At 45.6% G+C, this 21,032-nt stretch carries 19 protein-coding genes; 11 read left to right on the forward strand and 8 right to left on the reverse strand.

Annotated elements, in window-relative coordinates:
- The first annotated feature begins 41 nt into the window (after window positions 1-41).
- The 3 genes from NYE53_RS04245 (at window position 42) to NYE53_RS04255 (ending at window position 2,130) form a co-directional block, all read left to right on the forward strand.
- Window positions 42-179, forward strand: coding sequence for a hypothetical protein (locus tag NYE53_RS04245; protein ID WP_160244143.1), 138 nt, complete (start codon window positions 42-44; stop codon window positions 177-179).
- A gap of 18 nt (window positions 180-197) precedes the next feature.
- Complete coding sequence (locus NYE53_RS04250; RefSeq protein WP_003233692.1) at window positions 198-590, forward strand: DUF1992 domain-containing protein; 393 nt, start codon at window positions 198-200, stop codon at window positions 588-590.
- 124 nt (window positions 591-714) lie between these two features.
- Complete coding sequence (locus tag NYE53_RS04255) at window positions 715-2,130, forward strand: sodium:alanine symporter family protein (RefSeq protein WP_015252561.1); 1,416 nt, start codon at window positions 715-717, stop codon at window positions 2,128-2,130.
- Here NYE53_RS04255 and NYE53_RS04260 read toward each other — a convergent pair.
- The 4 genes from NYE53_RS04260 to NYE53_RS04275 are packed head-to-tail and all read right to left on the reverse strand — an operon-like array spanning window position 2,127 to window position 6,119.
- Window positions 2,127-3,203: an endospore germination permease gene (locus NYE53_RS04260; RefSeq protein ID WP_217020665.1), complete on the reverse strand. Its 1,077-nt coding sequence runs from the start codon at window positions 3,201-3,203 to the stop codon at window positions 2,127-2,129. The two genes, NYE53_RS04255 and NYE53_RS04260, sit on opposite strands and share 4 nt — an antisense overlap.
- 23 nt (window positions 3,204-3,226) lie before the next feature.
- Window positions 3,227-3,427, reverse strand: coding sequence for a hypothetical protein (locus tag NYE53_RS04265; RefSeq protein ID WP_003233686.1), 201 nt, complete (start codon window positions 3,425-3,427; stop codon window positions 3,227-3,229).
- Window positions 3,428-3,442: 15 nt separating this feature from the next.
- Window positions 3,443-4,597 carry a Ger(x)C family spore germination protein gene (locus tag NYE53_RS04270; protein WP_336155698.1) on the reverse strand — a complete coding sequence of 385 codons (1,155 nt, stop codon included), beginning with the start codon at window positions 4,595-4,597 and terminating at the stop codon, window positions 3,443-3,445.
- Window positions 4,578-6,119 carry a spore germination protein gene (locus NYE53_RS04275; protein ID WP_336155699.1) on the reverse strand — a complete coding sequence of 514 codons (1,542 nt, stop codon included), beginning with the start codon at window positions 6,117-6,119 and terminating at the stop codon, window positions 4,578-4,580. The genes NYE53_RS04270 and NYE53_RS04275 overlap by 20 nt, the downstream gene beginning before the upstream one ends.
- 192 nt (window positions 6,120-6,311) lie before the next feature.
- Here NYE53_RS04275 and treP point away from each other — a divergent pair, with 192 nt between their 5' ends.
- From treP to NYE53_RS04295, 4 genes are all read left to right on the forward strand, one after another.
- A complete protein-coding gene (gene treP / locus NYE53_RS04280) occupies window positions 6,312-7,724 on the forward strand; it encodes a PTS system trehalose-specific EIIBC component (RefSeq protein ID WP_336155700.1) in 1,413 nt (470 codons plus the stop codon).
- 70 nt (window positions 7,725-7,794) lie between these two features.
- Window positions 7,795-9,483: an alpha,alpha-phosphotrehalase gene (gene treC, locus NYE53_RS04285; RefSeq protein ID WP_339247459.1), complete on the forward strand. Its 1,689-nt coding sequence runs from the start codon at window positions 7,795-7,797 to the stop codon at window positions 9,481-9,483.
- A gap of 20 nt (window positions 9,484-9,503) precedes the next feature.
- A complete protein-coding gene (treR, locus tag NYE53_RS04290) occupies window positions 9,504-10,220 on the forward strand; it encodes a trehalose operon repressor (protein WP_339247460.1) in 717 nt (238 codons plus the stop codon).
- Between the two features lie 139 nt (window positions 10,221-10,359).
- On the forward strand, window positions 10,360-11,025 hold the full coding sequence (locus NYE53_RS04295) for an NAD(P)H-dependent oxidoreductase (RefSeq protein WP_003243096.1): 666 nt from the start codon (window positions 10,360-10,362) through the stop codon (window positions 11,023-11,025).
- 36 nt (window positions 11,026-11,061) lie between these two features.
- Here the strand turns inward: NYE53_RS04295 and NYE53_RS04300 are convergent, their stop codons facing one another.
- Entirely contained in the window at window positions 11,062-15,450 is a 4,389-nt protein-coding gene (locus NYE53_RS04300; protein ID WP_339247463.1) for a multifunctional 2',3'-cyclic-nucleotide 2'-phosphodiesterase/3'-nucleotidase/5'-nucleotidase, read from the reverse strand.
- A gap of 242 nt (window positions 15,451-15,692) precedes the next feature.
- Here NYE53_RS04300 and yfkM point away from each other — a divergent pair, with 242 nt between their 5' ends.
- Window positions 15,693-16,211: a general stress protein 18 gene (yfkM, locus tag NYE53_RS04305; RefSeq protein ID WP_003233673.1), complete on the forward strand. Its 519-nt coding sequence runs from the start codon at window positions 15,693-15,695 to the stop codon at window positions 16,209-16,211.
- A gap of 39 nt (window positions 16,212-16,250) precedes the next feature.
- On the opposite strand, the gene NYE53_RS04310 is transcribed toward yfkM, so the two are convergent.
- Window positions 16,251-17,441, reverse strand: a complete 1,191-nt coding sequence (locus NYE53_RS04310; RefSeq protein WP_251188079.1) for an MFS transporter — start codon at window positions 17,439-17,441, stop codon at window positions 16,251-16,253.
- A gap of 108 nt (window positions 17,442-17,549) precedes the next feature.
- A complete protein-coding gene (locus NYE53_RS04315; RefSeq protein WP_015715504.1) occupies window positions 17,550-17,765 on the reverse strand; it encodes a DUF1128 domain-containing protein in 216 nt (71 codons plus the stop codon).
- 202 nt (window positions 17,766-17,967) lie between these two features.
- On the opposite strand from NYE53_RS04315, the gene yfkJ reads away from it, so the two are divergent.
- From yfkJ to NYE53_RS04330, 3 genes are read left to right on the forward strand one after another with little or no spacing between them, the layout of a single operon-like run.
- Complete coding sequence (yfkJ, locus tag NYE53_RS04320) at window positions 17,968-18,438, forward strand: protein-tyrosine-phosphatase (RefSeq protein ID WP_251188080.1); 471 nt, start codon at window positions 17,968-17,970, stop codon at window positions 18,436-18,438.
- Between the two features lie 17 nt (window positions 18,439-18,455).
- Window positions 18,456-18,776, forward strand: coding sequence for a hypothetical protein (locus tag NYE53_RS04325; protein WP_003233665.1), 321 nt, complete (start codon window positions 18,456-18,458; stop codon window positions 18,774-18,776).
- A 23-nt stretch (window positions 18,777-18,799) separates the two neighbouring features.
- Entirely contained in the window at window positions 18,800-19,627 is an 828-nt protein-coding gene (locus NYE53_RS04330; RefSeq protein ID WP_339247469.1) for a YihY family inner membrane protein, read from the forward strand.
- Window positions 19,628-19,825: 198 nt separating this feature from the next.
- Here NYE53_RS04330 and NYE53_RS04335 read toward each other — a convergent pair whose 3' ends face one another.
- Window positions 19,826-21,001: an MFS transporter gene (locus NYE53_RS04335; RefSeq protein ID WP_003243008.1), complete on the reverse strand. Its 1,176-nt coding sequence runs from the start codon at window positions 20,999-21,001 to the stop codon at window positions 19,826-19,828.
- Between the last annotated feature and the right edge of the window lie 31 nt (window positions 21,002-21,032).

Here is a 21,032-nt window from a genome sequence, read left to right on the forward strand (position 1 = left end):
CAATATAACACGAATCAGCAGATTAGAAAAGTGAAAATCGTATGATGGAGAAAGTGGCGAAAAACGCCGTCGAATCAACGTTTCGCTTTGAAATTACCAAATGTAAAACAAGGTATCTTTCTAGAAATAAAGGAATAAAATGGTACATTAAGAATTGTATGATAAAATATAAGGTATAGATAAAAAGAGGTGAAATGATGGATTTTTCCCATATTGTGTCTGAAGATAAAATTAAGCGCGCCATCAAAGACGGGGACTTTCAAAACCTCCCGGGAATGGGGAAGCCGCTGCCGAAGGATGACGCGGCACACTTGCCGGAATCGCTGCGCATGGGCTATCGTATTTTGAAAAACGCGGGAATGGCAGAGGACGAGGGCGCGCTCAAAAAAGAGCTTATGACCATCGACCATTTAATCGAAAAGTGCTATGACGAAAAAGAACGCGAGCAATTAATTAGAAAAAAATCTGAAAAGCAATTGCTGCTTGATAAGCTTGTCGACAAAAAAGGCATGTTTTCAAAGCCAGCATCCGCTTTTTATAAGAATAAAGTATATGACCGGCTTGGACGAAACAGACCTTCTTCCAGCTGATTTGTCTTGTCTGCAGGATGGCGATTGATAAAAGCCATCCTTTTTATGTTCCAAGTTCTATGTCAAAAGGTTTATGTTTTTCCATCTATGGGAAATGACCCATAAACGAAAAAAGGGTGATGGGATGGAACGACTATTAGTATGGATAGAGCATATATCTGATTGGCTGTGGGGTCCGCCGCTAATCATCCTGCTGACGGGGACGGGGTTGTATTTCACTATTTTGCTGAAAGGTTTTCAATTTCGCTATCCTTTATACATTTTCAAACAGACAATCGGCAGCGTAGGAAAAAAGCCGAAGGGAGAGGGCACAGTCACACCGCTTCAGGCATTGACCTCAGCCCTCAGTTCAACGATCGGTGCAGCGAACATTGTCGGTGTGCCTGCCGCTATTATGTTTGGAGGGCCGGGAGCGGTTTTTTGGATGTGGCTTATTGCCTTATTTGCCATGGCGATTAAGTTTTCTGAAAGTGTTCTTGCTGTTCATTACAGAGAAAAAAATGAGCAGGGTGAATACGTCGGGGGACCGATGTATTACATAACAAAAGGGCTGCGCATGAAATGGCTCGGCGTATTCTTCTCTGTTGCGCTGATTGTGGAGCTGATCCCGAGCATTATGGTTCAGGGAAATTCGGTTTCAGTCTCGCTTGCCGAGACGTTTTCTTTCAATAAAATATACGCAGGAATCGGAATTGCATTTTTGATTGGGTTAGTGGTGATAGGAGGGGTAAAGCGGATCGGAAAAGTAACAGAGTTTGTCGTGCCTCTTATGGCAGGGGCATACGCAGGTGCCGGTCTCCTGATTGTTCTCATGAATCTATCATCAGTGCCGGCGTTTTTCTCTCTCGTCTTTTCAAATGCGTTTACCTCTTCCTCAGCAGTTGGAGGGTTCGCAGGTGCTGCGTTGGCGGAAACCGTTCGCTGGGGATTTGCCCGCGGGCTTTATTCTAATGAAGCCGGAATGGGAACAGCCCCGATTGCACATGCGGCAGCAATGACTGATCATCCTGTGCGGCAAGGGTTTTGGTCAGTGATTGGCATTGTCATTGACACCTTGATCATCTGCACGACCACCGCTTTTGTCGTTCTTGCATCTGGTGTCTGGACAGGGAAGAACGCCTCAATTGACCCGGCAGCACTGACGACGGCTGCATTTCAGCATTATTTCGGTTCTGGCGGAGGGTACTTCGTTTCGGTTTCCCTAGTCTTCTTTGTCGTATCAACCATTATGGTTGTCATTTTTTACGGCGTAAAGCAAGCTGAATTTCTGTTCGGGCGGCTGGCAGGACACGTGATCAAATTCGTTTATTTAGCGGCTATTATCATAGGTGCCGCAGGCGGAGCAAAAGCCATTTGGGGTTTTTTGGACTTAGCATTGGCTTTTATTCTCGTCCCAAATGTGATTGCGCTGTTGTTATTGAGCAGAAAGGTAAAAGCGCTGTACACCGAATTCTTTACATCTGAACAGTACTACCTGAAAGATATAAGAAAAACAAAACAGAATCCTGTTTATCAAACAAAAGAAGCTAAAAACTCCTAGTGCTTTGCTTTGGCGCCGAACAACGCTTTGCTTTTTATGATCAAATAAATGAGTAAAGGCAGCAAAAGAGAAATCACTACATTAATGATTGGTTTGATTCTGTTAAAGTCGATTAGCTGATTTGTATTTAAAAAGAACCAAAAGCTGCATACGACTGAGAACATGCCGATTGGTGTATACATGGCTTTCGGGTCGATTTTTGAGTGTAAAAACGAAAGGCCGTATACCACGATATATAGGGAACCTGCTATCTTCACCATAATGACCGGAATCCAAAAGGCCGCGATGATCAGGTCTGAGCGATCCAGAAAATCCGTAATGCGGATCTGCCTGATGACCATATAAGCAGGATCAAAGAAAGTAGATGTCAGGTTGGGACCAAAGACAGAAATTGAAGAAAATAACATCACGGCCAGCAATAAAGCGCCCAGCAGTATCGCGAAAATGGTGTATTTTAGCGGGACGCTTCGGTTTGAGAAGAGAAGCGGAAGGATAATCAATTCCCCCATTGTCCCAAACGCGTAATAGCCTGATTGAAGATATGGGATTAGACCTTCAAAAACAGGCGTCAAGTTTTGAAGCTCAATTTGTGTGGCCAGCGTAAATGGAAGGAACAAGACCAGGATGCCGAATGGAAATAGGAATATCTGCGCCATTCTGGTCAATGTTTCTTTTCCCTCTCTGGCAATACAGATCGCCACAAAGATAATAACACCGCCAAGAACAGCCATTGGTGTTCTCGGGAGAAATAAAATGTTAATCAAATTGATGAAAAAACGTATATCATGAGTATTGATTAACAGGAAATACAAAGAAAACAGTAAAATGATAATCCGGCCTGCGATTGGTGAGGAATGGCTCAGCAGCTCATAGATATTTTTATCCTGATGCTTTTTCATCAGCCTATGCATGAGCCAGAGTGCCGGAATCACGATGACAACGCCGAGGATGTAGCTGTGCCAGGCATTTTGTTTTGCTGATTCGATCATGAGAATCGGAGCATGCTTTAATCCGACCGCTAACGTATACAGAGCTCCGAAAAATAATCCTTGGTATGCAGAGGTCTTGTCCATAAAGCACATCCTTTCTGTCATGTTCAAAACGGAATATATTTAAACAGGTGTCCCAGCCGCGGAAGCAGGGGATTCACTCTCATATAAATCCATAGAAAAGCACTTCCTGCAATCAGCAGGCTGAAGGCCCATTTTGTTAGATTGTTAGCGGAACGAAAATTCTTCCATTCATATGCGTATATGGCAATGCACACAATCAATGTCTGTACGATATAGCTGATCATGCTGACGCACCTCCATTAATGGCTGATCGTTTTGTATAGGACACCGCCCTGCTCAATCGTCACAATTGGGACGACGTGAACCTCCATATCCTTATATACCTCTTCCCATTCCTTTTTCAGCAGATTCTTCGTGGTTGCCGTGCTTCTGATGGTCCTGTCTTGAAAGCCGGCCGGGTCCGCCTTTAGCTTTTGCAAACGATGAACGGTGCTGATCACATCCTTCTTTATGGTTCTGTTTAATGCTTTTTGAATGATGTAATACTGGTCATTTTCTCTCGTCTCATAGGTTGATTGGTTTTCCATAATAATTCCTTTAGCTCTGATCTCGATTGTCATTGACAGCTTTCCGTTTTTTTCAGCGGCATGAAAGGATGCATTGGACTTTTGAAGCTGAATGGATGCTTGCCCCATTTGATTCGGCAGGTCTACTACGAATTCTGGCTGGCGGGCTTGATTCAGCAACATCAGGGCTGCTGTCATGTGTTCATCTTTGAAAATATCCATCAATCTGTCTTTTTTAAAGATCGCAAGCCCGTCAATTTTCAAATTAGATTTGCCTTTCCCTCCAGGTTTTGTTTTAGATGCAGAGATGACCGGTGCATACGGATCACTGCCTATTTCTACAAGATCAGACATGAATCTGCTTAAAAAAACGGGGCGGCTCGTTGCGATAATGGCCAGCTCCCGAATCATTTCCGCCGGAAACTGTTCAAGCTGAACATCGGTGTTTAAAATGTCCCGCGCTTCTCCCCGGCTGACTAAAATGAGCGCCGTTAATCTGTTCTGCGGATTTCGCGTTAAAATATCAAAGACTGGGGCAACGCCGTCTCTCGCCATATCCTCTCCAATAATGACTGTACGTCTGTGGGACGTATTGATTGTCCGTGACAAGGAGGTTTGCAGCTTGTTGTTCGCTTCTCTGATCGTAGTGCCGGAAGCTGAATCAACATACCATGTTTTTGAACCGGCAGTTCCGCCGCCGCCCCCTGTTTGTCCGCCTAATTGGCCGACCAAGGGAATCTGCATGGCCACTCGATACTGATCTTTTTTCTTATCAATGGCTGAGCTGACAACAAATGCAATGTCATTGATTTCTGTCCGGTCCCAGCACCCCGTTAGAAGGATACAAATGAGAAGCGGCAAAACACACTTATATATTGTTTTCTTCATCTTTTGGGTCCTCTCTTTTCGCTCCCTTCTGTCCGTTGCCGCGCGAATACGTGCCCGGCCTTCTGGTCATCGTCCACCAAGGCGCCCTGACAAAAATATCTTTTACTTCATCTCGTTTAAACGGAGAAATCCCGGATAAATAAGGAATGCCGAAAGATTGCAGCTTGCATAAATGGAGCACTAAGATAATCGTGCCAAGCATAATGCCGAAAATCCCGAAAATACTCGCCAAAAACATAAGCGGGAAACGAAGCATCCTGATGGAGATAGCTAAGTTAAACCGCGGAATTGTGAATGACGCGATCCCTGTTAACGATACTATGATCACCATGGGGGCAGACACAATTCCCGCTTCAACAGCGGCTGTCCCAATGACTAGGGCCCCGAGAATACTGACGGTCTGGCCGATGGTTTTCGGCAGGCGCACTCCCGCCTCACGGAGAGCCTCAAAAGAAATTTCCATAATCAATGCTTCTATGATGGCGGGGAAAGGAATCGGTTCACGAGCGGAGGCCACACTGAACATTAAGTTTGTCGGCATTAAGTCCTGATGGTATGTAATAACGGCAACATAAATAGCCGGCAAATATAAAGCAACGAATAAAAACATATAGCGAAGCCAGCGGATTAAGTTAGACATCAAATAACGCTCATAGTAATCTTCACTGGCCTGCATAAGCTGCCAAAACGTAATCGGGCCTGTTAAGACAAAGGGCGTATTATCTGTGAAAATGGCAAATCGGCCTTCGAGAAGCTGGGCGGCGACAGTGTCCGGCCTTTCTGTGTATTGCAGCTGGGGGAATGGCGAGTACGTGTCGTCTTCGATAAACTCTTCAATATATCCGCTTTCTAAGACAGCATCAATCTTTATCTTTTTGATTCTTTTTTTTACTTTGTCAATGACCTTTGGATCGGCAAGCCCGTCAATATAGGCCAAGACAACATCGGTTTTGGTTTTCGTGCCGATTTTAAACGAGATCATTTTAAGCTGAAACGTTTTGACGCGAAAGCGCACAAGAGCGGTATTGACCCTGAGGCTTTCAGTGAAGCCCTCTCTTGACCCTCTGATGGTCGATTCTGTTATCGGCTCTTCAATGCTTCTTCTTTGTCCGCCTTTTATATTTAAGATCAGGCCTTTTGAGTGCCCGTCGGCAAATAAAACCGCGTTCCCCTCAATGATGGATGCAGCCACTTTGCTCATACTCGTTTCTAATGCAACACTTGAAATTGATAGTGTATTTTGCAGCGCCTCTTCATGTTCATCTATTTGATCCGTCAAATGCATTAAGAAAGGGCGGAGGGCGTGATCCTGAATATGTTCAGATTTTACAATTCCTTCGATATAAACAATAAATCCGCACAGCCCGTTTCCAAAGTCAAATTGTCTAAATACGATGTCTGAGCAGCCTTCTGTTAATAAGGTCAGATTTTCGAGGTTTTCCTTCAAATTGGGAGAGATCGGTCTGTCCTGATTGTCTTCAAGCTCTTTGATGAGCTGAAGCGCTTTGTCGCGTTTATTCATAGAGGCTCACCCTGCTTTTTAATGTCATATTCAATAAGTGCTTGTGACTTTTAGGGTAACCTTGTCTGTTTCATATATTCCAGACTAGGATGAAAGCGCTATAAAAAAGTGTTGACTACCTGTATATACAGGAATACAATATGATTATAAGTTGTATATACAAGTTATAAAAACGGATACGGAGGGGTTGGCATGGGGGAACTGAACAAATCGGCACGTCAGATTGTCGAAGCAGTCGGCGGTGCTGAAAATATTGCAGCGGCAACTCATTGTGTTACACGTTTGCGTTTTGCTTTAATAGATGAAAGCAAGGTTGACCAAGAGATGCTTGATCAAATTGATGTGGTAAAGGGATCATTCTCGACAAACGGACAGTTTCAGGTCGTAATCGGCCAGGGAACTGTCAATAAAGTATATGCTGAACTGGTTAAGGAAACGGGGATTGGCGAGTCAACAAAGGATGAAGTGAAGAAGGCCTCAGAAAAAAATATGAATCCTTTGCAGCGTGCTGTGAAAACGCTTGCAGATATTTTTATTCCAATATTGCCTGCGATTGTCACGGCGGGTCTTTTAATGGGGATCAATAACATTTTAACGGCGGAAGGCATTTTCTTTAGCACAAAATCGATTGTGCAGGTTTATCCGCAGTGGGCGGATCTTGCTAATATGATTAACCTAATTGCAGGCACGGCCTTTACGTTTTTGCCTGCGTTAATCGGATGGTCTGCCGTCAAGCGGTTCGGCGGCAATCCGCTTCTCGGCATCGTGCTCGGGGTTATGCTCGTGCATCCTGATTTGCTGAATGCGTGGGGATATGGCGCGGCAGAACAAAGCGGAGAGATCCCGGGATGGAATCTATTCGGCCTAGAGGTGCAGAAAGTCGGCTATCAGGGCCAGGTGCTCCCAATTTTGCTTGCTTCTTATATGCTGGCGAAGATTGAGGTATTTTTAACAAAACGCACACCTGAGGGCATACAGCTGCTCGTTGTCGCACCAATTACGCTTCTCTTAACAGGATTTGCCTCTTTTATCATTATCGGCCCGATTACATTTGCGATCGGTAATGTACTGACTTCAGGGCTTATCTCGGTGTTTGGTTCTTTTGCTGCACTGGGCGGTCTGTTATATGGCGGTTTCTACTCAGCGCTCGTGATTACCGGTATGCATCACACGTTTCTTGCAGTCGACCTTCAGCTCATCGGTTCAAAGCTCGGCGGCACCTTTTTATGGCCGATGCTGGCGCTTTCTAATATCGCACAAGGTTCGGCGGCTCTGGCCATGATGTTTATCGTGAAGGATGAGAAACAAAAAGGCCTCTCCCTCACATCAGGGATTTCTGCTTATCTTGGCATTACAGAGCCTGCCATCTTTGGGGTGAATCTGCGATACAGATTCCCGTTTATCATTGCAATGGTCAGCTCTGGCCTGGCCGGAATGTATATTTCTTCTCAAGGTGTGCTGGCAAGCTCCGTTGGTGTCGGCGGCGTGCCGGGGATTTTCTCAATCATGAGCCAGTACTGGGGCGCGTTTGCAATCGGGATGGCTATTGTATTGATCGTGCCGTTTGCCGGAACATACGCGTATGCGAGATTCAAACATAAATAACAAATGGGGAGCGGGACGTGTTGAACGTTCCCTTTTCCCATTTTCAATTTAAATATGGTGGTGGAAACAGATGAAAACAGAACAAACGCCATGGTGGAAAAAAGCTGTGGTTTATCAAATTTATCCGAAAAGCTTTAACGATACGACGGGAAACGGTGTCGGCGATTTGAACGGCATTATTGAAAAGCTGGATTACTTAAAAACACTTCAAGTGGATGTGCTATGGCTGACGCCGATTTATGATTCTCCTCAGCATGATAATGGGTATGATATCCGTGACTATTACTCGATTTATCCTGAATATGGTACGATGGAGGACTTTGAGCGGCTAGTGTCCGAAGCACATAAAAGAGACCTGAAAGTCGTCATGGATCTTGTTGTCAATCATACGTCAACAGAGCACAAATGGTTTCGCGAGGCGATCTCTTCAATAGACAGCCCGTACCGTGATTTTTATATATGGAAAAACCCGCAGGAAAACGGTTCTCTTCCGACGAACTGGGAATCGAAATTCGGCGGCTCGGCATGGGAGCTTGACGAAGCGTCGGGCCAATACTATTTGCATCTGTTTGATGTGACGCAGGCTGATTTGAATTGGGAAAATGAAGAGGTCAGAAAGCATGTCTATGACATGATGCATTTTTGGTTTGAAAAGGGAATAGATGGCTTCAGGCTTGATGTCATCAACCTGATTTCTAAAGATCAGCGCTTTCCGAATGCGGAGGACGGCGGCGACGGCCGCTCTTTTTACACTGACGGGCCGCGTGTGCACGAATTTCTGCATGAAATGAACGAAAAGGTGTTTTCGCATTACGACAGCATGACGGTCGGTGAGATGTCTTCAACAACCGTAGACCACTGTATCCGGTATACGAATCCTGACAATAAAGAACTTGATATGACATTCAGCTTCCATCATCTCAAGGTTGACTATCCCAACGGCGAAAAATGGGCTTTGGCGCCGTTTGACTTTTTGAAGCTGAAGGAGATCCTATCCGACTGGCAAACGGGGATGCACGCAGGAGGGGGATGGAACGCTCTGTTCTGGTGCAATCATGATCAGCCGCGCATTGTATCAAGATATGGAGATGATGGCGCATATAGGGTGAAATCGGCGAAAATGCTTGCTACGGCCATTCATATGATGCAGGGCACGCCTTATATTTATCAGGGCGAGGAGCTGGGGATGACGAATCCGAAGTTTACTGACATCAGCTCCTATCGGGATGTCGAATCGCTGAACATGTATCACGCCTTTAAGGACAAAGGAATGGCTGATCAAGAGATCACAGCCATTTTACAGGCGAAATCCCGTGACAATTCCAGAACCCCCGTTCAGTGGGATGCTACGGAGAATGGCGGTTTTACAACGGGCACACCATGGATACCGGTTGCAGGAAATTACCGGGAAATCAATGCTGAAGCGGCGCTGAGGGATCAAAATTCGGTGTTTTACCATTATCAAAAATTGATTCAGATTCGCAAAATGTATGACATTGTGACAGAGGGAACGTATGAGTTAATCGCAAAGGATGACCCGAACATTTTTGCGTATCTCAGACACGGCAGCAATGAAAAGCTGCTCGTGATCAATAATTTTTACGGGACAGAGGCGGCCTTTACACTGCCGGACTCTTTAGCGCCTGACGAATGGAAGGCAGAGGTGCTGTTGACGAACGATGAAGCAAGGGAAGGGCTTCAGAACATGACGCTTCGCCCGTATGAGTCCATTGTTTATCGTTTAACGAAACCGTGTTAAACTAAGCTGGGTGGTTCAAAATGAGGGTGAATAAATTCATCACAATTTATAAAGACATCGCACAGCAAATTGAAGGCGGCCGATGGAAAGCGGAGGAGATTCTTCCGTCTGAACATGAGTTGACCGCACAGTACGGTACATCAAGAGAAACGGTCCGAAAGGCGCTTCATATGCTCGCGCAAAACGGTTATATCCAGAAAGTCAGGGGAAAAGGCTCCGTCGTGCTCAACCGTGAAAAAATGCAGTTTCCCGTTTCGGGCCTTGTCAGCTTCAAGGAGCTCGCGCAAACGCTTGGCAAAGAAACGAAAACAACTGTACACAAATTCGGGCTGGAGCCTCCGTCAGAGCTGATCCAAAAACAGCTCCGGGCCAATCTGGATGACGACATCTGGGAAGTCATCAGGTCTAGAAAGATTGACGGGGAACATGTGATTTTGGACAAGGATTACTTTTTCAGAAAGCATGTCCCTCACCTGACGAAAGAAATTTGTGAAAACTCCATATATGAGTATATAGAAGGAGAGCTCGGTCTTTCGATCAGTTACGCCCAAAAAGAAATTGTCGCCGAGCCGTGTACGGACGAGGACAGAGAGCTGCTCGATTTACGCGGCTATGACCATATGGTCGTGGTGAGAAACTACGTCTTTTTGGAGGATACCAGTTTGTTTCAATATACGGAAAGCAGACACCGTCTCGACAAATTCCGATTTGTTGATTTTGCGCGGCGGGGGAAATGAGAGAGGCGCCTGCCTGCGGCAGCGCGCTTTTTTGTTTGGTATCAAAATTGATACTATCCAACAAAAATGTGCGTACTTTTACTTTTTATCATAATGGCTACAATAGAGATGAGAGTAATCTAAAGGAGAGGTGTTTTACATGGCAGATCTAAAGACACAAATTCTGGATGCATACAATTTCAGGCATGCGACTAAGGAATTTGACCCGAATAAAAAAGTGTCAGACAGCGATTTTGAATTTATTTTAGAAACAGGAAGACTGTCTCCGAGCTCACTCGGCCTTGAGCCTTGGAAATTTGTCGTCGTCCAAAATCCGGAGTTCCGCGAGAAGCTTCGTGAATACACATGGGGCGCGCAAAAGCAGCTGCCGACCGCAAGCCATTTCGTCCTGATTCTTGCGCGTACAGCGAAGGATATCAAATATAATGCGGACTACATCAAACGTCATTTAAAAGAAGTAAAACAAATGCCTCAAGACGTGTACGAAGGCTATTTAAGCAAAACAGAAGAATTCCAGAAAAACGATTTGCATTTGCTTGAAAGTGACAGAACATTGTTTGACTGGGCATCAAAACAAACCTATATCGCGCTTGGCAACATGATGACTGCCGCTGCGCAAATCGGTGTTGATTCCTGCCCGATCGAAGGCTTCCAGTACGATCACATTCACCGTATTCTTGAAGAAGAAGGCCTTCTGGAAAACGGAAGCTTCGATATTTCTGTGATGGTGGCATTTGGCTACCGAGTGAGAGACCCTCGTCCGAAAACAAGATCTGCTGTTGAAGATGTTGTGAAGTGGGTATAAAAAAGAAAGCTGCTCGCTTAGCGAGCAGCTCTTTTTTTATGCCTGATTCGCTCTATTCTGTTTTCTCCTCTGATGTAAGTACATTGCCGTTCCGAGTGCGCTGATAAGAAATCCGGCCAACAGGATCGAGTACATGGATGTGGCTGTGTCCGGAAGCAGGCCGCCAGCCGGACCGTCTGTTCCTGATCCGCCCGAACCGTTTCCTCCAGAGCCGTTAGTCGGTTGAGTGCCAGGAGGCGTATCATTTCCTCCGTTTCCGTCAGTTGGCTGTTTTCCGCCTGGTTTGTCGGAGCCGCCGCCATGATTGCCGTCATCACCGCCTGTCGGTTGGTCGGACGGGAATGCCGGCGGTTTGTTGTTCGAACCGGAATTTAAGATCGTGTATTCGCTGAAGTGGTTTGTATATCCTGTCACCATATCATCGTCAACTGATCCGTTATCTGTCTTTGTGAAAGCTTTCTTTTTCCTGTCGACATGATAAATGGCAGGGTTATGGGCTTCTTCAATATCAAACATGCGAAGCGAAAGCTGAACGGGCTCCTTGAATGATTTTATTTCTTTTCCTTTTTGCTTTACTGTAAAGTCATATACATCTGCCAATGACACATTCAATTCTCCCGTCGACTTGATTCCGATTGCAGTGTCTGCAGTTTTAAGGTTCGCCATTGGCATCTTCATGCTGTACCAGTAGTTGAACACCGTCAATGAAGGATCTGACTCTCTTTCTTTCAAAAGTTTGACCTGATCTTTTTTTACTTTGAGATTGATAGGCTTCTCTTGTGATCCTTCATGTGTTCCGTAATAGACAAGCGGCGTGTTGGCATTTTTAGCGTAAATCTCAAATTTGTCTTCATCAAGTGTCCAGCTGCCGTCCTTCTGCTTTGTCGGCAGGAATACTTCTTTGATCCGTCCTTCAACTTTAGGAGAGACCTTGTTTCCTAGTTTTTTCAGCTGTTCGGTGAAAATCTCATAATCAACGTAGCCAAGGTCTTCACCATGGGAGGCTTCTGTAAAGACAGAATATCCGTCTCCTCCGGCACCAACAAAATTATTTGTTGCCACGCGGTAGGTATCATCCGTATTTATAGCAACTTTGTCTCCGTTAGGCGATTCAATTTTCACTTCTAACACACGGTGTCCAGGTTTGTTGTTTAATGTAAAGGTATATTCGATTCCGGCCACCTGAGGGAAAGCGCCGCCGCCATTTTCCACATTGCTTAGGCCTTGTTCAAGGGCTTCTTTAATTTGTTTTCCGGTTAAATCGGCCACGTAAAGCGTATTGCCGAACGGCATCACGTTGAGCACCTCGCCGAGTGTGATATCACCTTTGTCAATGCCGGCTCTGATGCCGCCGCCATTTGTTATCGCTATTCTGGCGCCGGCTGCTTCTTTCGCTTTTGCCAGCATACCGTCCGCGATGAAGTTTCCGAGATTCGTTTCTTTCGTGCGCACATGCTCACGCTGGCCGTCAAGCGCCACATCCGTATAGCCGACTTTTTCATTTTTTACGTCTTCTAATTCACTTTTGAACTGATCAAGCTCTTGTTTTGCTTCTGCGTTTTCTTCTGTATGCTCATCAATTGGCAGCACGCTCAGATTTGATTTGTCTGTTTGCACAACGCCATTTTCATCAAACGCGACATCAACGCGCCCCAAGAATTGGCCGTATTCTTTTGCCTGCGCCACGATCGTCGGTTCTTCGTTGTTCACGACCTCCATTTTGTCTACGAGGGTGTGAGTGTGTCCGCCGATGATCAAATCAATGCCTTTTACTTTTTTGGCTAGCTCAAGATCCCGGTTATGCCCGATGTGGGTTAAAGCAATAATTTTATTTACCTGTTCTTCTTCCTGAATCGCTTTGACGGTGTTTTGTGCTGTTTCAAAGGCATCATTGAATACGATGCTTTTGCCCGGGCTTGATGTGGTGGCCGTATCTTCCGTTGTCAGGCCGAATACGGCGACTTTCTCCCCGTCAACGTCTAACAGAATGTAAGGGTGAATGCCGGCCTCTTTCTTTTCACCTGCCGTAAAGGTTTGCGGCTTTTTGACAAATGATTTCAGCTTGGGCTCATTTGACACATCTACGTTTGCACTGACAATCGGAAATTCCGGCGCTTCAAAGTGATAGCGGTTCGCCGGATCAACGGTTGCGCTGTTTCCGCTTAGAAAATCAGAAAGCACCGTCGGGCCTTTGTCAAATTCATGGTTTCCGAAGGTCATGGCGTCATAGCCCATCATGTTCATCATTTTCAGATCGGCCAAACCGTTCCATTTAGTAAAATACAGATCGCCGGAAAACACATCTCCCGCATCAAGGAGAATATTGTGATTTGTTTCGCTGCGTACTTCGTTGATTTTCGTCATTCGTCTCGCTGCATCATCGAGATGTGCGTGCGTATCATTGGTGTGCATGACGGTCAGATCCCACAGTCCGTCTTTAGGAGGATCTGGATTTGAATCATCATCGAATTGCAGCTTATACACACCATAGCCTTCATTCGCAGACTTGCCTACATAAGCGACATCGTCTGCTTTATCGGCAAATGACTTGGCCAAAAGCGAGGATTCAAACGTCAGATTCGTGCCGGAAACAGGCGCGATTGACCAGTTGTTGTCTGCTTTTGGATTGACTGTTTTTTGTTCAATAATGTAATCCATCAGCACCTGCCTGTTTTCAACTGCAGAGCCGTGGACAATTTTATCGCTCGTCAGATGAGGGAACCCGCCGCCTCCGGACGCACGATAGTTATTGGTGACTACGAGAAATTCCTGGCTTGGGCTGATCGGCTTGCCTTCATAGGAAAGATTGATGATACGGGATGAATCCGCATTGATCACTTTTCCGTTCTCATTGTATTTAGCCGGTTTTGTCACATCGACCTGATATGTGACACCGTCAATCACATCAAAATTATAGGAGCGGAAATTCTCGTTCAGCAAGGCCTGATCGCCGCCTTTGGCTGGATCAATTTGATTGAATTGGCCTGCTGACATCTCCAGCCAGTCCTTCACTTCGCTGCCTGTCAGCTTGACGATTTGAACAGTATTATCGTAAAGGTACAAGTCACCGACATTTTTAATCGCAAGATCTCCGGCTGGAATGTTTGTATAGTAATTGGCTCCATTTCTGCCGCCTGCTTTAAACGGCGCTCCAGCGGATAAAATCGGCAGGTTCTTGTACTCGGTATCCTTCATTTCTTTTTCGGCATACCATTTTTGCGCGTCAGTCACGATCTGAATGGAAGGATCATCTTTGACCTGTGCAAAGAAGCTGTTAATATCTGCTTCGGTTTTGCCGACTGGCTTTCGGACATACTCCAGTGTGTTTTGGTGTGTTTGCTGAATGGTGTTTGTAACGGTTTCGTTTCTTGATGTGACGTTGCCAGCAATAGATTCAATACTTCCTTTGGAATCTGCTACCTTCCATGAGCCGTCCGCCTTTTCAAGCTTGAGGTCAATCACGCCTAAATATTTGCCCCAGCTGCTTGGCATGACGACAGGAATGCCGTTAATTGTTCCCTTTTCCACGTCGAATTGAGCAACACCCGCATACTCCGCGGAAGGAAAGAGTCCGTGCTGATGGCCCGAGATAATCGCGTCAATGCCTTTCGTTTTGGTGGCAAGGTCAAACACGGCGTTTTCTGCACCTGATGATTGTGACTGCTTTTCAATGCCGGTGTGGGCGAGGGCAATAATGACATCTGCGCCTTCCGCCTTCATTTTCGGGATCGTTTCATTGGCGGACTCTACGATATCCTGCACCTGAACCTGCCCCTCGAGATTCTTTTTGTCCCATGTCATGATTTGCGGCGGGACAAAGCCTATGTAACCGACTTTTACTTTCTGCTCATTACCGTTTTCATCAATGAGGGTTTTTTCATTAATCACATACGGCGTATAACGGTTTTCGCCGCTAGTTGTTTTGACGTTGGCATTTACAATCGGGAAATCGGCTCCTTTGATTGTGCCGTCGAGAAAGTCGAGCCCGTAGTTGAATTCATGATTGCCAAGCGTTCCGGCGTCGTATTTCAGCGCATTCATGACGCTGATAATCGGATGGGTTTTCGCGCCGGAGATAATATCGTCTTTTTGATATTTCACCGCGTATTCACCCAGCGGATTCCCTTGAATCAAGTCGCCGTTATCCACAAGAAGGGTGTTAGGGTTTTGCTCGCGGTGCTTTTGGATCAATTGCGCTGTTCTCGCCAGACCGAAATCCGCCGTTTCTTTGTCGCTGTAGTAATCGTAATCCATCATGTTGGCATGAATATCAGTCGTAGCCAAAATACTCAGATGCACCAGAGGAGCCGCGCTTTCTTCTGCATGAATGGGTGGTGTTGGGAGGATTAGGCTAAGTATCATAATTGGGGGCAAAAGAATACGGAGAATGTTTTCGACGTGTGTTCGTCTTTTCTGTATTCTCACCAGTTCTCCACCTTTCAACGAAATTTGTGTTACAGCTCCTATTGTAAGAATATTTTGTAACTATTTGTAGGTGTTTCTTTATGATTATTGTAAAAGGGAGAAAAATGAGTATTATGTAGCAGTATCAAACGACAAATACTGGGTATTTATGCTTATCGTTTATCACAATCGCGGAATGTTTATTTTAGTGTGGCTGGGGTAGAGTGTTTTATGTAGACATATAAAGCGGGAGGTTATGAATCATGGGAAAAAAAATTGCAGTGGTTTTAACAGATTATTTTGAGGACAGCGAGTACACTGAGCCTGCGAAAGCTTTTAAAGAAGCGGGACATGAACTGACTGTCATCGAAAATGAAAAAGGAAAAACAGTAAAAGGCAAGCAGGGAAAAGCGGAAGTGACGGTTGACGCGTCCATTGACGACGTAAACCCTTCAGACTTTGATGCGCTTTTGATTCCCGGAGGATTTTCACCAGACCAGCTTCGCGCTGACGATCGTTTCGTCCAATTTACAAAAGCGTTTATGACTGACAAAAAGCCGGTATTCGCCATTTGCCACGGCCCGCAGCTTTTAATCAATGCGAAAGCGCTCGACGGCCGAAAAGCGACGGGCTATACGTCCATTCGTGTTGACATGGAAAACGCCGGTGCCGACGTTGTGGACAAGGAAGTGGTTGTTTGCCAGGATCAATTGGTCACTAGCCGCACACCGGACGATATACCGGCATTTAACCGCGAGTCATTGGCATTGCTTGAGAAATAAGAAAAAACGGACGCTCTTGGGCGTCCGTTTTTTTGTTGCTTAGGCTTGAGCACCTGTCAGTTTCTTGTACCTGTAATACAAGAAAGCAGCTGCAGCCGTTCCGATGACCGCAATGCCGAAGTCGAATATGAAAATATGAGCGATGCCCCCCGCTTTTGCGATAAGCCCTGTTGCAATCGGCAGCAGAATCGATGCAAGACTTGAAGCGGTCGCTACAATACCGGTAACGGTTCCTTTTCGCTTCCAGAAAAGCTCTGTCATTAACGTAATGGTAATTTGAAACACACCCGCAGTTGAAAAGCCTAAGAAAAAGGCAGTGATGTCCAGCACAACTGGGATGTGAACGGTCAGCATGACTGCGAGCGTACATAAAGTAATAATAGGATATAAGAGCGTTATGAAGACAGGTTTGACCCATCTGTTCAGCAAAACGGCTAATAATAAAACAGATGCCAGAGATCCTATACTATAATAGCTCAGCAATTGAACGGATGCTGATTCAGCTAAACCGGCTGCCTTTTGTGCGTAGCTCGGGAGCCAGATTTGAGAAACCGTAAATAAAGCCGTGGATGTAAAACCGATGATAATCAGTGCAGTGCCTTCTTTCTGAAAAACGGGTTCAGACAAGAAAACGGGAGATTCCAGTTGGCCGCTATTCGTTGGTTTCTTATGTTTTTTAGGAAACGAAAGCGTTGATAAATAAATAATATTCAGGAGATAGACCGCTGCCGGCAGATAAAAAGCAAATCCGTAAAACATGCTGTGGTCTGCTAAAAATGTGATCAAAAGCGGCAAAAGTGCGGCCCCGACAGACATAAAGGCTTTGACCAAGACATTCGCCGAACCGGAAGCAGACGGAAAGAGCTCGGTTAGGGCCGGATATGTTCCGGCATCCATCGCTGAATTTGCGACTCCGGCTAATAAGGCGAACACAAACGCCAGCTCATAGCTCGATGATAAAGGAATACCGACTAAAAAGACGGCCATAATTCCCGCAGAAGCGACAACAAGCGGCTTTCTGCCGATTTTATCTGATAGAACGCCGGAAATGCCGTATGTCAGCAGTTTGCCAAACCCGATAGCGGCAATGACATAACTGATGCCGGTCGGATCGGTATTCCACTGTTTTGTTAATGAGGACATATTGGATGCGAGAATGATGTTGACCATCCCCAGAAAGAAGTAGTTGATATACATTCCGGATGCTGTTTTGATAGATGTCGTTTGCATGCTTGTACTCCTTCAAATCTTATTCGAACACTTTGCTGTTTACTGTTCTAAGGAAAATTGGTTTGGGGAAATGATAAAAAAGACTCGCCGAGTTTCGGCCAGTCTCCATTATTTACGAAGCGAGGCTAATTCTTGAGCAATCGCCTGCATTTCACTTGGGCTGAATGATTCTTTTCTCATCACCATGCTGTGAAGGTACGTGAGGTCTTCAATCTTCTCATCACTGAAATCCTCCGCTTTGATTACGCCGACGTTCAGCATGTTCAGCTTTTGGGAAATCTCTTCAATCATCTGAGTTAATGTTTCTGTATTTGGGCTGGACAAATGGTTCCATCCTTTCTATGCGCAATATAGGTATGTTTTATTCTAACAGAATTCCATCAGAAAAAAACCCTATTCTAAAAGCAGGCTTTTCATTCCAAAAAAGTGAAGACATCAGTTGAAAAGGAAATGAACATCCTACTAAGATATTCATGAAGGTTTCTCTTTAGAGAAATAGGGGCAAAGAATAGGGAGGTTGCACAACATGATAAGCGTGTTATTTGTTTGTTTAGGAAACATTTGCCGGTCTCCGATGGCGGAAGCGATTTTTCGGGACCTGGCAGCCAAAAAAGGATTAGAGGGGAAAATTAAGGCGGACTCAGCAGGAATCGGCGGCTGGCACATCGGCAATCCGCCGCATGAGGGAACGCAGGAGATATTGCGCAGAGAAGGAATCAGCTTTGATGGCATGCTGGCGCGTCAAGTCAGCGAACAGGATCTGGACGATTTTGATTACATCATTGCAATGGATGCAGAAAATATCGGAAGTCTCAGAAGCATGGCGGGATTTAAAAACACCTCGCATATCAAAAGGCTTTTGGACTTTGTTGAAGATTCAGATCTTGCCGACGTTCCCGATCCTTACTACACAGGGAATTTTGAAGAAGTTTGCCAATTAATCAAATCGGGCTGTGAGCATCTGCTTGCGTCTATTCAAAAAGAAAAACAATTGTGAGTGAAAGGAGAATTTGCATGAACAACGAACGTTTAATGCTGAAAGGGATATTTCTCGGAGCTGCGGCAGGTGCGGCGTTATCACTGCTCCATAAGCCGACAAGACAGGCGTGCGGCATGAGATGGCTGACATGCAAGCATAAACTTTCACTGTACAAAAGCAATCCGGAGCTTTTAAAAAACACTGTCATCACAAAAGTGGATGAGGCCAAAAAGCTCGCCCAAACGCTTTCAAAGGAAGTCGACTTTGTGAACCAGCAGGTGAAAGAGCTGAAGAAAACAACGCCGCAAGTGATGGAACTCGTGCAAGAAACGAAAGAGCATTTTTCAAAAAAATGATCAAACATGCGAGGTGAGACGACATGAGTTTTTTGAAAGAGCTTTTCAGCAGATACACCCTTCATGAAGGACAAAGTAAATCAGCGGAGCTGGCGTATTTTTTTCTATTGTCACTGTTTCCGTTTTTGATTTTTATGCTGACGCTCACCGCGTATCTTCCGCTTTCTACTGATGATGTTTTAGGAGTCATAGAACAATATGCTCCCGCCAGTGCGATGTCTCTCGTTGAATCCATTACCCATCAAACCTTAAATAATCGAAATGGCGGTTTGCTGTCATTCGGGATTATCGCCGCATTATGGTCTGCGTCTAATGGAATGAACGCGATCGTCCGGTCGCTGAACCACGCGTATGATGTGGAAGAAAACCGCTCTTTTATCATTGTTCGTCTTACCTCGATTTTTTTGACGATTGCCATGGTATTTACGATTTTAGTGGCTTTGCTTCTGCCGGTATTTGGCCGGGAGATTGGAAGGCTCGCTTCTGACTTTGTCGGCGCGTCGGATCTGTTTTTATCCGTCTGGGTCGCCATTCGCTGGGGTGTCAGCCCGCTTGTGCTTTTGATTGTTTTTTCCGCGCTGTATGTGATTGCGCCGAACAAAAAGCTGTCTCTCCGGTTTGTCATGCCGGGTGCGGTCTTTGCGACCATCGGCTGGATCGTTGTCAGCACATTGTTTTCATTTTACGTCAGCACGTTTGCGAACTATAGCGCCACTTACGGGAGCATCGGGGGAATCATCGTTCTGATGATTTGGTTTTACTTGAGCGGCATTTTAATTATCCTAGGCGGAGAAATCAACGCTCTTTTACATAAACGTAAAAAGCTTCCTGATGAAAATCCCTACCATTAGCGCACCCTATAAACGAACTTCGGTTCAAAAAGAAGTCGGGGGGATATCGTGATGACCAAGCATACGAAAAAAGGTGGAAGCCATAACAAACAAAATTCGAAAAGCAAATCGAGCAATAAAACAAGCGGAAGCGCCAACGGACAAAACGGCTACCATTAGCATAAAAGCCTCCTGACATGATGTCAGGAGGCTTTTTGATTAAGAAGATGAAGAATAGGTTTCAGCCGGTGACCAGCTTTTCGGTTTTCCCAGCACAAGGGCCAGCCACACAGCGCTAAGCGTGAGAGTAATGAAGTAGAACAAGTTTGCGCTTTCAAATGTCTGCATATACCAGCCGCCGGCAACCGGGCCGAGGATGCTGCCGAGACTAAATGTAATGCCGCAAAGCAGGTTCCCTGCCGGCAGGAGATGAGGCGGAAGAAGATCTGTCATATAGCTGATGCCAAGTGTAAAGGTTGATCCGACTGCCATTCCTGCAATAAAAAAGCAGCCGCCGATCACGTAAGGCGAAGGAAATACACCGGCGATGAAAAAGCAAAGAGCCCCAGTCAGTAAAATCACCAGCAGCACATTCCGCCTGCCGTATTTATCGCTGAGGATGCCGAGCGGAAACTGAAAAATAATGCTTCCAATCGCAAATGCGGGAAGGATGATCGCTACTGCGTCTACTGATATCCCCAAACGGAGCGCGTACACCGGAAAGCTTCCGTTCAGCGCCGTTTCCAAAAAGCCATAGCCAAATGTAGGCATAAAGGCAACCCACCCAAACAGCATGGCCTGATAAAATCGCCTGAAACTATTGTCTGATTTGGTTTCATGAGGACTGGTTTCCGGGTATGCATTTTGTAGAAAGAAAACAAAAAGCCACGCAAACAGACTGATGCAGCCGGACACGATAAAAGGAAGCGACGGACTCAGCTTAACAAGCGGCACCATGAACGGGCCTGCGGCAAAGCCAAGGCCAAAGGAAAGCCCGTAAATAGACAGGTTTCTTCCGCGATTTTGTTTTGATGACATGGAGGTCACCCACGTTTGCGTAGAAAAGTGAAGCATGTGGTCGCCGATTCCAATGAACAGGCGAAGCAGGAACCAGACCCAAACTGACTGAAGCCAAATAAATCCGAATAAGCTTAAAATGACAATGCTTCCGCCCATAACGATCAGCGGCTTGAATCCGAGCTTTCTGAGCGGCGCTTCCATAAACGGCGAAGCCAAAAGCACACCGATATACAGCCCGGTCGCGTGCAGGCCGTTGATAGCAGCGGATTCTCCATTTGTTTCAAAAATGATTGAAATGACAGGCAGCAGCATGCCTTGTGAAAACCCAGAAATGGATACGAGCAAGACAAGGATAAAGAAATGAAATCGTGACATCGGTCAGTTCTCCTTATGTGGAATCTATGTT

The sequence above is a fragment of the Bacillus sp. FSL R5-0523 genome (genome assembly GCF_037975295.1).
Classification (GTDB): domain Bacteria; phylum Bacillota; class Bacilli; order Bacillales; family Bacillaceae; genus Bacillus; species Bacillus subtilis.